11 protein-coding genes are annotated in these 13,029 nt (G+C 31.4%); 3 read left to right on the top strand and 8 right to left on the bottom strand.

The genetic code is table 11. The features are described from left to right. From ABD690_RS03105 to ABD690_RS03070, 8 genes are all read right to left on the bottom strand, one after another. Complete coding sequence (locus ABD690_RS03105; protein ID WP_344726940.1) at positions 1 to 846, bottom strand: OmpA family protein; 846 nt, start codon at positions 844 to 846, stop codon at positions 1 to 3. Between the two features lie 42 nt (positions 847 to 888). Then, positions 889 to 2,523: a S41 family peptidase gene (locus ABD690_RS03100; RefSeq protein ID WP_344726938.1), complete on the bottom strand. Its 1,635-nt coding sequence runs from the start codon at positions 2,521 to 2,523 to the stop codon at positions 889 to 891. A 23-nt stretch (positions 2,524 to 2,546) separates the two neighbouring features. Further along, positions 2,547 to 3,368, bottom strand: coding sequence for a DUF4349 domain-containing protein (locus ABD690_RS03095; protein WP_344726936.1), 822 nt, complete (start codon positions 3,366 to 3,368; stop codon positions 2,547 to 2,549). Positions 3,369 to 3,388: 20 nt separating this feature from the next. Then, positions 3,389 to 3,754 carry a ribonuclease P protein component gene (rnpA, locus tag ABD690_RS03090; protein ID WP_344726934.1) on the bottom strand — a complete coding sequence of 122 codons (366 nt, stop codon included), beginning with the start codon at positions 3,752 to 3,754 and terminating at the stop codon, positions 3,389 to 3,391. Between the two features lie 85 nt (positions 3,755 to 3,839). After that, on the bottom strand, positions 3,840 to 4,415 hold the full coding sequence (locus tag ABD690_RS03085; RefSeq protein WP_344726932.1) for a hypothetical protein: 576 nt from the start codon (positions 4,413 to 4,415) through the stop codon (positions 3,840 to 3,842). Next, entirely contained in the window at positions 4,415 to 6,217 is a 1,803-nt protein-coding gene (locus ABD690_RS03080) for a M1 family metallopeptidase (RefSeq protein WP_344726930.1), read from the bottom strand. The genes ABD690_RS03085 and ABD690_RS03080 overlap by 1 nt, the downstream gene beginning before the upstream one ends. Before the next feature lie 62 nt (positions 6,218 to 6,279). Next, positions 6,280 to 7,890 (bottom strand): S8 family peptidase, encoded by a 1,611-nt coding sequence (locus ABD690_RS03075; protein ID WP_344726928.1) that lies wholly within the window; start codon positions 7,888 to 7,890, stop codon positions 6,280 to 6,282. Between the two features lie 16 nt (positions 7,891 to 7,906). Continuing rightward, positions 7,907 to 8,767 (bottom strand): MBL fold metallo-hydrolase, encoded by an 861-nt coding sequence (locus ABD690_RS03070; RefSeq protein WP_344726926.1) that lies wholly within the window; start codon positions 8,765 to 8,767, stop codon positions 7,907 to 7,909. 150 nt (positions 8,768 to 8,917) lie between these two features. On the opposite strand from ABD690_RS03070, the gene ABD690_RS03065 reads away from it, so the two are divergent. The 3 genes from ABD690_RS03065 (at position 8,918) to ABD690_RS03055 (ending at position 13,016) form a co-directional block, all read left to right on the top strand. Further along, positions 8,918 to 9,277 carry a DUF202 domain-containing protein gene (locus tag ABD690_RS03065; protein WP_344726924.1) on the top strand — a complete coding sequence of 120 codons (360 nt, stop codon included), beginning with the start codon at positions 8,918 to 8,920 and terminating at the stop codon, positions 9,275 to 9,277. A gap of 32 nt (positions 9,278 to 9,309) precedes the next feature. Then, positions 9,310 to 11,085, top strand: coding sequence for an SLC13 family permease (locus ABD690_RS03060; RefSeq protein WP_344726922.1), 1,776 nt, complete (start codon positions 9,310 to 9,312; stop codon positions 11,083 to 11,085). A gap of 95 nt (positions 11,086 to 11,180) precedes the next feature. Further along, positions 11,181 to 13,016, top strand: coding sequence for a cation:proton antiporter (locus tag ABD690_RS03055; RefSeq protein WP_344726920.1), 1,836 nt, complete (start codon positions 11,181 to 11,183; stop codon positions 13,014 to 13,016). Positions 13,017 to 13,029 lie beyond the last annotated feature (13 nt).

Below are 13,029 nucleotides of genomic sequence, written 5' to 3'. Positions count from 1 at the left end.
CTAGTTATCTTGACCACCAACGTAGGTTACCAAAATTTCCACACGTCTATCATATTTTGGTTCGCCACCAAGCGGAAATTTACGACGCATACCAACATATTTCATGCGGTGTTTATCTACTCCTTTTTTAGCTAAATAGTCATAAATATATTTTGCTCTAGTAACAGATAAATTACGTTTTTTTGTTTTTCTATCTATGGCATCTCTACTGTATTTTGTGCAGCATACATGACCTTGAATGGTAAAATAAATATCGTTACGTTCTACAAGTACTTTAGCTATTTCTTCAAGTGTTTTTTTAGATTCTGGAAGCAATACGCTATAACCAGTTTTAAATAAAATATTTTCTAAAGTAAACTTATCACCAGCCTTAATATCGCCTTTTAAAATTTCTTTTAATTCGGGTTTCTTTTCAACAACTTTTTCTTTTCTAGGTGGTGAATAAGGTTGTACAATTATTTCAACTTTTCTATTTAAACCACGAATTTTATTTACGTTACTTTCTTTTATTAATTTCAATAAAATTTTTCCTTTACCATCTACATTGGTAATTATAGATTCATCAAATTCGTTATTTGAGAAAATGGTTTTTATGGCATTAGCTCTATTTTGAGATAATTCTAAATTATAGGAATCGCTACCACGATCATCAGTAAATCCGTAAATAGATATTTTTTCAATATCTAAACTTTCTATTTCTGATAAAAATAATAAAAGTCTGTTGTGCTCTGTTGGAGGAACTTCGTATTTATCTGTTTCAAAATATACTTCATGAATGCGCTCAGTATCATTTTGAGCCCAAAATACATGTGATGTTAATAGTATAAATAAAAACAGATTTTTCATTGAGTAAGCTTATAAAATTAGCTAATTTTCAAAATAGTAAAATTATTTTAAATAGCTATTATATTTACTTGTATTTGATAAAATATCAGCAGCTTTTTTTATTTCAATATTATGAAGCTTGTAGTAATCATATAATCCTTCTCTGTAGGCGTAACGTTTTACAATTTCATCAGTAAGAAGCGATAAAATTTCATCCTTATTTTCATCTATAGCTAATGCTTTAGAGTTATTTAAATTAGATATTAAGGTGTTATAATCTTTTTGAATATTATCATCTAAATCTTCTTTTACGGCATTTTCTAATACTTTAGAAAGCGATTTTTCGGTTTCAGTAACAAATGTGAAATTGTTACTTTTAAGATAGTTTTTAAAGTCGGTAAAATCTGAAGCTGATAACTCAAAATTATTAATATCTTTTACTGAATGATTGTAGTAATAGTCTGTAGCATAATCAAAGATTAAAAAGTCGTTTGAAATAGCTTTTGTAATAGGTGAGTTTTCTGTAATTTCTAATGCTTCATCAGGAAAAACGCCACCACCATCAAATACTTTTCTACCATTTTTGGTTTTAAATTCGTTATAATTTTCTTGAGCTACTCTTACTGCATTACCATTTTCATCTCTATGCCAATAATCTAATGCTTGTATACAACGGCCAGAAGGTGTGTAATATCTAGAAATAGTAATTTTTAATTGCGTACCATAAGTAAGTGGTTTAGGGCGTTGTACCAATCCTTTACCAAAACTTCTGGAACCAACAATAACTGCACGATCTAGATCTTGTAATGATCCTGAAACAATTTCACTTGCAGAGGCACTTTTACCATTGATAAGTACAACTAGTGGTATTTGGGTATCTAAAGGCTCGTTTTGTGTGTAATATGACCTGTTAAACTTTTTTACTTTAGATTTTGTGGTTACTACAATTTGCCCTTTAGGAACAAATAGATTAACAATTTTTACAGCTTCAAGGAGTAATCCACCAGGATTTCCGCGTAAATCTAAAATAATACTTTTTGCACCTTGTGCTTTTAAGTCTCTTACAGCATAAGCTGTTTGAGAAGCTGCTTTGTTATTAAACTTACTTAAAACAATATATCCAGTTTTATCATTTATCATAGAAAAATAAGGTACAGCATTTATTTCTATTTCAGAGCGCTTTATTGTAGTAGTATATTCTTTTCCCTGACGCAAATAGGTCACGTTTACAGACGAGTTTGGAGTTCCTTTAAGTAAATCTCCAGCATCTTCTTTATATGTTGAAATAAGCGTGTTATTTACTTTTATAATTTCATCACCAGCTTTTAAGCCTGCTTCATCGGCAGGATATCCTTTATAAGGTTCTATAATTACTAGTTTATCTTGAAGTGTTCTTACATTGGCACCAATACCTGTGTAATCTCCTGTACGTCTTATTTTTTCAGCTTCAACATCTTGCTCATTGTAAAATTGGGTATACGGATCTAGTTCTTGGAGCATGCTTTTTATAGCCGTATCCATTAAATCTGCAGGGTTTGTCTCATCAACATAGTTCATATTTACTTCTTTGTAAAGTGTTGTAAATATTTCTATTTGTTTAGCTATTTCAAAAAAGTCATTTTGAAATGCAGACCCTGTAATAAATATAATTCCTGCTGATATTGGTATTAAAATTCTTTTTTTAAGTAATTTTTTCATCTGTTTATAATTTCAAACTCTGACTATTTGTTTCTTTTTTTAAGCCATCTTCTAAACATAAAGATACTAAAGCCTATTATAATAATTGCTGGCCAAATGGTTAACAGTCCTAATACAAAATAGGATAAGCCATTAAATCCAGATTTTAAGGCGTTCCACATTTTTTGAGCATAAGAAACGGTTACGCCGCTTTCTGTTGCTATTGTTTTATAAAATTCAATATGAATTGTGCTTAATGACACTTTGTTTTGAAGGTATTGTAAACGTCCTTGTTTAGCTTCAATATCTTCTCTTATTTGAGATAACTCTTTTTCTACTTCTAGAATTTCTTTTACATTTTTTGCTTTAGCAAGTAATTCTAAATATCGATTTTCTAGTTCTCTTTTGGCTTTTAATCTGGCTTCTAAATCAATAAATTCTTCGGTAACATCTTTTGAACTGATGTTTTTTCTATCAAAATGTTTTACAGATTGACTTATAGAATCTATGGTTGGTTGAAAATTTTGAGTAGGAATACGTACAGTAATTTGACGACTAACTCTGTTGTAAGATTTACTAGAATTATCATTTTGAATATAACCTTTATTATTGTTTATGAAGGTTACTACTTGACCAAAGGTTTTATCTAAATCTTGGGTTTCAAAAACTAAAAAAGCTTCTTTTATGAGTTTCTGTTCAAGGTTATTTTGTGTGTCTGACTGAATGTTTTGTGACTCTAAAGTTTTTGATAAAACAACAGGAGTATCAGCCTCTGGAGAATTATAAGTGTTTTTAGAGTTTTCAGCATTATTTGAACATGCTAATGGTATAAAAAGTAATAAAAATGCTGTTAAAATCGTTTTCATACACATGTAGTTTAATTGGGTTATTTCTCTAATAACTTTTTAAAAAGTTTGTTTACAGAAACTTCTAGTTGAGATAAGCTGGGTTTATCTTTTCCAATGTACAAAAACATAAACGCATATTGTGTTGAAATGTTGTTAAAAAGCGATGTTTTATTAAGGCGATATGCTTCTCGCATTAAACGTTTAATACGGTTTCTATCAACGGCGTTTTTAAAGTTACGTTTTGAAACAGATACACTTGCTTTTGCATTTACAGCATCATCAAAAGTGGTTTCTAAAAAAACAAGACGCAAAGGGTATGCCGAAACAGATTGTCCTTCAGAAAATAATTGATCTATAAGCTTGTTGCTTTTTAGTTTTTCGGTGTTTTTAAAGCTATTTTTCATTGAAAATCAAAGGTAACAATGTCTTTATAATAAAAAAACCACTTAATCAAATTAAGTGGTTTTTTTATAGATATTTAATAATTGTTTATATAGGTTTTATGGCATATTTTTTCAAATCCATTAGCTCTTGATTTATACGGCTTTGCCACTCTTCAACTTTTTTAGGGGATCCCCAACCACTGTTTGTATCATTATTAAATTCTTGTTGATATTTCAGACAGGCTTTCCATAGTTGTCTATATTCATTATTGTACATTGCAAATCGTTTTTCTTCCTTTTGTTTTAGCTCTTCAAAACGTTTTCTAATTTTTCTTGCAAATAGTTCTGCAATGTCAAAGGTAATTTGCTCGTGTTTTAAAAGATCTTTTTCATAGCCTGCCTCAAAATGAGATTTATCCATATGAAATTCTGCAACAACGGTTAATGATTCGTACCCCTGGATATAATCGTTCATATCTACAATGACTTCAGACGGATAGAATTCAATTTTATACGCCGTAAAGGCATAGCTATCATTAGGTAGGCGTTTCTTTTTAAAATCAGAAACTTCAATTCTATAAGCTTCTTGCCATTGAATTACGTTTTCACTATCAACATTTCTATCTTGTGCAGAAACAGAATGAATAATAACTAAAAAACAAATCAAAAAAAGTTTTTGCATTACTTTTCCAAGGTATTATTTTCTCTGTTTACATCAGCCATAAAACCGCTAGGATCAATTTCTACAGATTTTACTGTTTTTGATGTTTCTAAAGTATAGGTTGGATATGCCCAAGCCCAATCAGGTTTTGTTGTAGCTGTAGTTGGTTTTCCGCCAAGCATCATACGTAAAGGAATATAGAAATTTTCGGTAGTTCCATCAGTATAAGTAACAGATAAGTCTATAGGCATTGGCATAAGTCCGATACGCTCTAAAGTAATGGTTTTATCTTCTACACTTTTTACGCCATAATCTATAGTATTAGTTGTTTGAGCAAAGTCTATTAAATACCAATCAAGTTCTAAATCTGTTAACTTTTCAGCAGTTCTGATTATATCTAAAGGACGTGGATGCTTAAAAGAGAAGTCATCATAATACTTTTTGATTGTTTTTTTAAGGTTTTCTTCTCCAATTACATAGCCTAATTGCGCTAAAAACACTTCACCTTTGCTATAAGCAGCAATACTATAAGCCATATTTATGGCATAACGATCAGAATGTGTAGTTAGTGGTTGTTCTTTACCTGAATTAGCTAAATAGATATAATTTCTGTAGGCTCCTTGAGTTGGGTTTTTCTTGTTTTGGTTCATAATAGCATCCATAGCATAGTCGCTAATGTAGCTTGTAAAACCTTCATCCATCCACTCGTGTTTAGACTCGTTTGAAGCTAGTAAAAATTGAAACCACGTATGTGCTAATTCATGAGCAGTAACACCTACAAGACTTCCAAATTTACGTTTACCAGTAATAAGCGTACACATAGCATATTCCATGCCGCCATCACCACCTTGAATTACAGAGTATTGATCGTAAGGATATTTACCAATATGCTCACTAAAATACTGCATAAGTTCAACTGTTTTTGGTTGTAGTTTTTTCCAGTTTTCTTTTGCTTCATCACTTAATGTGCTTTTGTAATAAAAGTTTAAAAGTGGTCCGTTTGGAACTTGCATAGTATCATGAATGTAATCAGGATCTGCTGCCCAAGTAAAGTCATGCACATTTGGAGCTAAAAAATGTAATGTTTTTTTGTTACCAGTAATTTTAGGTTCTCCTTGTAGATAACCTGTTCCGCCAACAACATAATTTTTATCTATAGTAAGAGCCACGTCAAAATTACCCCAAACACCATGAAATTCACGGCCTATGTATGGATCTGCATGCCAACCTTCAAAATCATACTCGGCTAGTTTTGGGTACCATTGTGTCATTGAAAGCGCTACGCCTTCTGCATTATTACGACCAGAACGACGTATTTGTACAGGAACTTGCGCATTAAACTGCATATCAAAGGTTACTTTTTCTCCTGGTTGAATAGGTTTTGCTAAATTAACACGCAGTATAGTTCCTACTGTTTTGTAATTGATAGCTTGACCATTTTGTTTTAGCGATGTTACGTTAATATATCCTATTTCGTTAGGCTTAAGTTTACTTATTCTATCTCCTACACGACCATCAGGATCTGCAATAGTTCTAGAGCGTACATCCATTTCGCTACCAGGTTGAAAGGCATTAAAAAACAAATGATAATACACGTGATTTAATACATCAGGAGAGTTGTTTGTATAAACTAGGTTTTGTGTTCCTTGATATTGGTAGTTGTTTACATCCATATCAATAGTCATTTTATAATCAACATGTTGTTGCCAATAGGTTGAGGATACTGATTTTGATGAGGTTGTTTGAGTTTTTACAGTTTCTGAAGAACTACCACAAGATGCTAGAATAACTAAACTAAAAACAGAAAAAAATAATCGTTTCATTACTAAAGGTTTTAAAATAAAAAAGCCTCTTCAATCTTTGAAGAGGCTTTGTAAAAATTCACTTATTTAGAAAGTTGAGAAGCCATAATTAAAGCATTATAAGCATTTACCATTTTACTTGATTTTGTTAAATCAGCAAAAGGTCTTACATCGCTTGCATTACCGCCAACAACAACTTGTTGATTTACAGCTAAACCAGAGTCTAAAATAACTTGCTTTACTTGTGCAGCAGTTAATTTAGGGTAGTAAGAGCGTACTAAAGCTGCAACACCAGCTACAGCAGGAGCTGCCATAGAAGTACCTCCTTTTGTTTGGTAATCATTTTCTGGAGTTGTAGAGTATACTTTTGCTCCAGGAGCAAAAACATCTACATTTATTTTTCCGTAGTTAGAAAAACTAGCAATCATATTTGATCCATATTTAGGTGCTAAAGCTCCAACAGTAATAAACGTTTCTGATACTTCAGGGCCATTGTTTACAGCATCATTAGGATATACAGCTTTGCTATCAATATCTATACCTTCGTTACCAGCAGCATTGATGAATAATACATCATTATCACTAGCATAAGCAATAGCATCTCTTACCCAATCACTATGAGGAGAATAATATTTTCCAAAACTTCCGTTGATAATTTTTGCACCATTATCTACAGCATAACGAATGGCTAATGCTATGTCTTTATCGTATTCATCACCATTAGGAACAGCACGTAAGCTCATAATTTCTACATTGTTTGCTACACCGTTTGCACCAAGACCATTATTACGCTCTGCTGCAATAATTCCAGCAACGTGCGTACCATGACTTTCTCCTATTTCTGTAGGTAATACATTACCGTTACCGTAACCAACATCGTTTAAATCGTCTGGGTTATCTCCAGTTGTTCTTCCGTTAAAATCTTTGTTTAAGTTATAGTTTAATTTATCAGTAAAGTAATCTACACCTTCTTTAATAGCTGTTAAAGCTTCTTGAGTTGTTCCTAAACCATTAGCATAAATAAAGTTTAAAACACCAACTGCTTCAGTTACTTTTTCATCTTCAGTGCTTATTGCTTTTACTTCTTCAGTAGTATATGTGTCCTTTTTTAGGTATGCAGAGATAACTTCATCAGCATTTTTAAGACGTTGGTATATTTGATCGTATTGTTGTTTTCTTGCAGCTGTTTCTTGGTATTCTTTATCGTATTCAGCTTTAGCTCTAGCGTATTCAGGGTTGCTAGTATCTCCTTTTGCAAGGATACGCACATATTCTAATTGCTCATCATAGGCATCTCCTAAAAAGTTCCAGCCATGTACATCGTCTATATATCCGTTTTTATCATCGTCTATTCCGTTTCCTGCAATTTCTTTTTTGTTAGTCCAAACAACACCATCTAAATCTTCATGTTCTATATCTATTCCTGAATCAATAACTGCAACAATTACAGTTTTTCCTTTTTTGTCTTTAATAATTTCAGAGTAAGCCTTGTCAACACTCATTCCTGGAATGGTATCTTTAACAATATCCAGATGTCCCCAAGTGTGCTTTTCGTTTTCTGTTAATTCTGATACTTTAAGAGCTACTGTATCAATATTTTCAACAGGAGTTGATAAAATTTCAGCTCCACTTCCACAACTTGATAATATAGTTGCTGCTACAGCTGAAAACAAAACAGGTTTAATTAATTTCATTTTTTCTTTTTTATATTTAGTTAAAAATTTCATTACAGGTAAAAACTTGGTTTAATCGCACGCCTTTTTCTGTGTGTTTTACTGTAATAATTTCATTGTGTGCATCGTGTTCCAAAAATAGATAATAATTATTATCTGCTGCTAGATTTAAGAACTTTTCTTTTTCGTTTAATGTTAGTAAAGGTCTCGTGTCATAGCCCATTACAAAAGGTAATGGTAAGTGACCAACAGTTGGTAATAAATCTGCCATGAAACAAATGGTTTTTCCTTTGTAATGTATCATAGGGATCATTTGTTTATCGGTATGCCCATCTGCAAAGAAAATATCAAAACCTAATTCAGAATTTTTTAAGATTTCAGAATTTGGAATTGAGGTGAATTTTAATTGACCACTTTCTTCCATTGGGAGAATGTTTTCTTTCAAAAATGATGCTTTTTCTCTGTTGTTAGGGTTTGTTGCCCATTGCCAGTGATCTTTGTTACTCCAAAAGTGCGCATTTTTAAAAGCAGGTTCATAACCGGTTTTATTTTTGTTCCATTGTATACTGCCGCCACAGTGGTCAAAGTGTAAATGCGTCATAAACACATCAGTAATATCATCGCGATGAAACCCTATTTTTTTTAGCGAAGCATCTATAGAGTCATTGCCCCATAAATAGTAGTATCCAAAAAACTTATCACTTTGTTTGTTTCCCATACCTGTATCTATGAGTGTAAGCTTATTACCGTCTTCTATAAGTAAACAGCGAGCAGCAATATCAATCATATTGTTGGCATCGGCAGGATTGGTTTTTTGCCACAAGGATTTTGGTACAACGCCAAACATAGCGCCGCCATCTAATTTAAAATTTCCAGATTCAATAGGATGTAGTTTCATAAGTCTTGCAAATTAAGAAATGTGCAGAACATTTTATATTTTAAATGATGTTATTGAGATTTTTTTAACAAATAAGAGGTTTTATTTTGAAATACTTAAAAGTTTGTATGTATAAAAATTTGATTTATTTTTATATAAAAAGCAATATTTATGAAACCTATCGTGAAACCTCAATTAAAGATTAAGAAAATGAAACTTTTAAGGTTTGGACGCGATTTTAAACCTGATGAAGAAATTATATTGCGAGATTATCTTGCTATTGAAAGAACGCGTTTGGCAAATGAACGCACTTTATTATCTTATATTAGGTCTTCATTATATTTACTTTTAGGAGGCATTGCTTTTTTTCAGCTTAAAAATTTTCCGGATTTTAAGTATTTAGCTTTTTTATCATTAGTGTTTAGTGCCATTTTTTTTGTGATAGGTATTTATAGGTTTATGCTACTTAAAAAAAGCTTAAAAAAATTGTATTATTTATCAGGAGAAAAAGAAGAAGAAACAACGGAGTAGTGCTAACATTATAATCTATAATCTCGTGGTATATGAGCGCAGAATTAATTATCACATTTTCTATAATAGCTTTTGGAATACTGCTATTTGTTAGAGATTATTTTACAATAGATACAACGTCTATTATCATCATGGCTTTGTTTATTGTAACAGGTGTTTTATCTCCAGAAGATGGATTTTCGGGATTTAATCATCCGGCTACAATTACTTTGGGCTGCATATTTGTAATTAGTGGAGGTATTTTTAATTCAGGAATTTTAGATGGCTTAAGTTATAAAATAATAAAACTAGCCAAAATACATTATTTAATTGCGTTAGTAATGTTTTGTGCTATTTCTAGCTTGTTTTCTGCTTTTATTAATGATACCGCTGTTGTTGCATTATTATTACCAATAGCATTAACCGTTTGTAGAGAAACCAACATTAAACCTAGCATGTTGTTAATGCCTATTTCATTTGCGGCTCTGTTTGGAGGAACTTGTACGCTTATAGGAACATCAACAAATATTTTGATAAGTAGTTATGCTAAAAAATATGGTGTTGAAGAGTTTGGTATGTTTGAGTTTAGTGGAGCAGCGGTATGTTTACTAGCTGTTGGCTTTATTTATATTTTTTTAATAGCTCCTTTTTTATTACCAAAACAAAAAGAGACATCAAATGAACTTATTAATACGGCAGAAAAATATATTACTGAAATAGAAGTTGAAGCAACGTGTAAAGATTTAGATAAAGCATTACACAGCACAAAACTAGTAAGCGATCATAATATTAATGTGCTTTCTGTACTTCGTGATGGTGTTTTGAAACATAATTTTTCACCTGAAATTCAACTTAAAGAAGGAGACATTTTAAAAGTACTTACTCCACCAGAAACCTTACAAAGACTTTTAGATTTAAAAGGCTATAAAATAAGCGGAAGTAAACGCATGAAGGCTGCAGAGTCTAAAGAAACCGATTATCAAATACATGAAGTTATAGTTCCTTTTGGTTCTGCATTAGCAAGCATTTCTTTAAAGCAACTCAATTTTAGAAGACAATATAAAAGTTCGGTTATAGCCATCAGGCAACGCGAAGAGGTTAAATATGACAAGCTTTCTTCTATTAAATTAAAAGAAGGCGATATGCTTTTAATTTTAGGTCAAAAAGAAGAACTTGAGACTTTAGAAATTCAAAATCTTGTAGTAAAACTTTCAGAATACAAAAAGAAAAAAACAAACTATAAAAAAGCGATTCCGTCAGTATTAATAGGAATAGGAGTGGTTTTATCTGCAACATTCAATGTAACATCAATATTAATAAGCGCTATGATTGGTGCTTTATTAATGATTATTACAGGCGCATTAAAACCTGTTGAAGCTTATAAAGCCGTTGAGTGGAAAGTTATTTTTATGATGGCAGGCGTATTATCAATGGGAACAGCGCTAGAAAAAACAGGAGGCGCAACGCTTATAGCAAATTTTATACAAAGCAGTCTAGGACAGTATGAAGCTAATATAACGTTAAGTATCTTATTTTTAGCCACCTTTATTTCTACAAACCTTATTTCTAGCAAAGCAACAGCAGCATTAATGACGCCTATTGTTATTAATTTAGCACATATGATGGATGTAAGCTCTAGACCTTTTTTGGTAGCAGTAATGTTTGCTTGCTCACTCACATTTATGACACCTATGAGCTATCCTACCAACACAATGGTTTATGCTCCTGGAAATTATAAATTTGGAGACTTTCTTAAAGTAGGAACACCTTTAAATGTTTTAATATGGATTGCAGCAACCTTTATCATACCTTACTTTTTCCCTTTTTAATTGTAAAATAACATCAAAAGATATAATCATAAATAGCACTTAAATAAGTGTCTTTTTAAAATTATTATTCCTATTTTTCCCTAAAACTTAAAAATATGATTGAATTAGCAGGTATTGTTATATTAGGAATACTGGCTCAATGGGTTGCTTGGAAGTTAAAAATCCCTGCAATTTTACCATTAATACTTATAGGTTTATTGGTTGGTCCTATTGCCCAAGAGTTTCTAACAGATGATGGCTCTAAATGGATTTCTCCTAGATGGAATGGCACAGAAGGTCTTTTTCCTGGGGAAAGTTTGTTTTACTTTGTTTCTTTAGCAATAAGTATTATTCTTTTTGAAGGAGGATTAACCTTACGAATGGGCGAAATAAAAAACGTTGGTCCAGCAATAACAAAACTAATAACCGTTGGCTCTGTTGTTACGTTTTTTGGTGCAGCAGTTGCTGCCCATTATATCTTTTATTTAAGCTGGGAAATATCGTTTTTATTTTCAGCTTTAATAATTGTTACAGGACCAACAGTGATTACACCCATATTAAGAAATATTCCTTTAAAGAAAGATATTTCTACAGTATTAAAATGGGAAGGTATTTTAATAGATCCTATAGGAGCTTTAGTTGCTGTATTGGTGTTTGAGTTTATTAGTGTTGATGCAGGTGGAGAATACACTATTACAGCTTTTATTGAGTTTGGAAAAATTGTTCTTTTTGGTTCTACGTTTGGATTTACTTTTGCACATGCGCTTAATTTCATTATAAACAAAAAACTTGTTCCTCATTATTTAATGAATGTGTTTGCATTAGCAGCTGTTTTGGGTGTTTTTGTTCTCTCTGATGTTTTTGCTCATGAGTCAGGTTTATTATCTGTAGTAGTTATGGGAATGGTTTTAGGTAACTCAAAATCTCCTTATCTAAAAGAGCTTTTATATTTTAAAGAGTCATTAAGTGTATTGCTTATTTCTATTTTATTTATTCTTCTTGCAGCAAACATAAACTTTGAAGATTTATTACTTATTTATAATTGGAATACAGCCATATTATTTGCAGTTGTAGTTTTTATTTTAAGACCGCTTGGAGTATTTTTAAGTACACAAGGATCTAACTTAAAGCTTAATGAAAAACTATTTATTAGTTGGGTAGGACCTAGAGGTATTGTTGCAGCTGGTATTGCATCACTATTTGGGTTGAAACTAGCAAAAGATGGCGTTGCAGGCGCAGAATATATAACACCTTTAGTTTTTATGATTGTGCTTGGTACTGTTCTACTAAATGCTACAACAGCCAGAATTTTTGCAAAAACGGTAGGTGTATTTTTAACAAAATCTGATGGAATTTTAATTATTGGTGCTTCAAAAATATCACGTTTATTAGGGCATTATTTAGAGTCTAATAATAGACACGTTGTGTTAATAGATAGTAATCAAAATAATATTAATAAAGCTAGAGAATTAGGTCTAGAAGCTATAGTTGCAAATATTTATTCTGATAATTTATTAGACAATATAGAGCTTAATGATGTAGGATACTTAATGGCACTTACTCCAAGCTCTGATATAAACAAGTATGCTATAAATAAGTTTAGCAAACAGTTTGGAGAAAATGGGGCGTTTAGGCTTATGACATCTCAAGAAATAGAAAATGGGTCTAGTAATATTAAAGAAGGTTTATTTTCTTTTACTGATGATTATAACTCTTTAAACGCCGCTATAAGAAAGCATCCATCTATTCAAGAAATAGAACTAGATAACAAGGAACACTATGAGTCTTTAATTGAAATAACAGATAACGACAAAGATTCTATTCCGTTGTTTATTAAAGATGATAAAGGAGAGCTAAATATTATACCTTCAAATAATAAAGAAGGAATAACTATAAAAGAAGGCTCTAAACTTGTCTATTTAGGAAAACCAATAGATGTAGAAAAAGTATAAAACAGGTAATTTT

The sequence above is a fragment of the Corallibacter vietnamensis genome (assembly GCF_039537875.1).
In the GTDB taxonomy this organism is placed as follows: domain Bacteria; phylum Bacteroidota; class Bacteroidia; order Flavobacteriales; family Flavobacteriaceae; genus Corallibacter; species Corallibacter vietnamensis.
Note: the sequence above shows the minus strand (reverse complement) of the source record. Positions and strands in the feature narration are given on the sequence as shown.

What these genes read in the sequence shown, in the direction of transcription:
- rnpA (WP_344726934.1), bottom strand. Translation starts at nt 3,754, where the DNA reads ATGAAAAATAGCTTTAAAAACACCGAAAAACTAAAAAGCAACAAGCTT.
- ABD690_RS03100 (WP_344726938.1), bottom strand. Translation starts at nt 2,523, where the DNA reads ATGAAAAAATTACTTAAAAAAAGAATTTTAATACCAATATCAGCAGGA.
- ABD690_RS03085 (WP_344726932.1), bottom strand. Translation starts at nt 4,415, where the DNA reads ATGCAAAAACTTTTTTTGATTTGTTTTTTAGTTATTATTCATTCTGTT.
- ABD690_RS03080 (WP_344726930.1), bottom strand. Translation starts at nt 6,217, where the DNA reads ATGAAACGATTATTTTTTTCTGTTTTTAGTTTAGTTATTCTAGCATCT.
- ABD690_RS03075 (WP_344726928.1), bottom strand. Translation starts at nt 7,890, where the DNA reads ATGAAATTAATTAAACCTGTTTTGTTTTCAGCTGTAGCAGCAACTATA.
- ABD690_RS03105 (WP_344726940.1), bottom strand. Translation starts at nt 846, where the DNA reads ATGAAAAATCTGTTTTTATTTATACTATTAACATCACATGTATTTTGG.
- ABD690_RS03055 (WP_344726920.1), top strand. Translation starts at nt 11,181, where the DNA reads ATGATTGAATTAGCAGGTATTGTTATATTAGGAATACTGGCTCAATGG.
- ABD690_RS03060 (WP_344726922.1), top strand. Translation starts at nt 9,310, where the DNA reads ATGAGCGCAGAATTAATTATCACATTTTCTATAATAGCTTTTGGAATA.
- ABD690_RS03065 (WP_344726924.1), top strand. Translation starts at nt 8,918, where the DNA reads ATGAAACCTATCGTGAAACCTCAATTAAAGATTAAGAAAATGAAACTT.
- ABD690_RS03070 (WP_344726926.1), bottom strand. Translation starts at nt 8,767, where the DNA reads ATGAAACTACATCCTATTGAATCTGGAAATTTTAAATTAGATGGCGGC.
- ABD690_RS03095 (WP_344726936.1), bottom strand. Translation starts at nt 3,368, where the DNA reads ATGAAAACGATTTTAACAGCATTTTTATTACTTTTTATACCATTAGCA.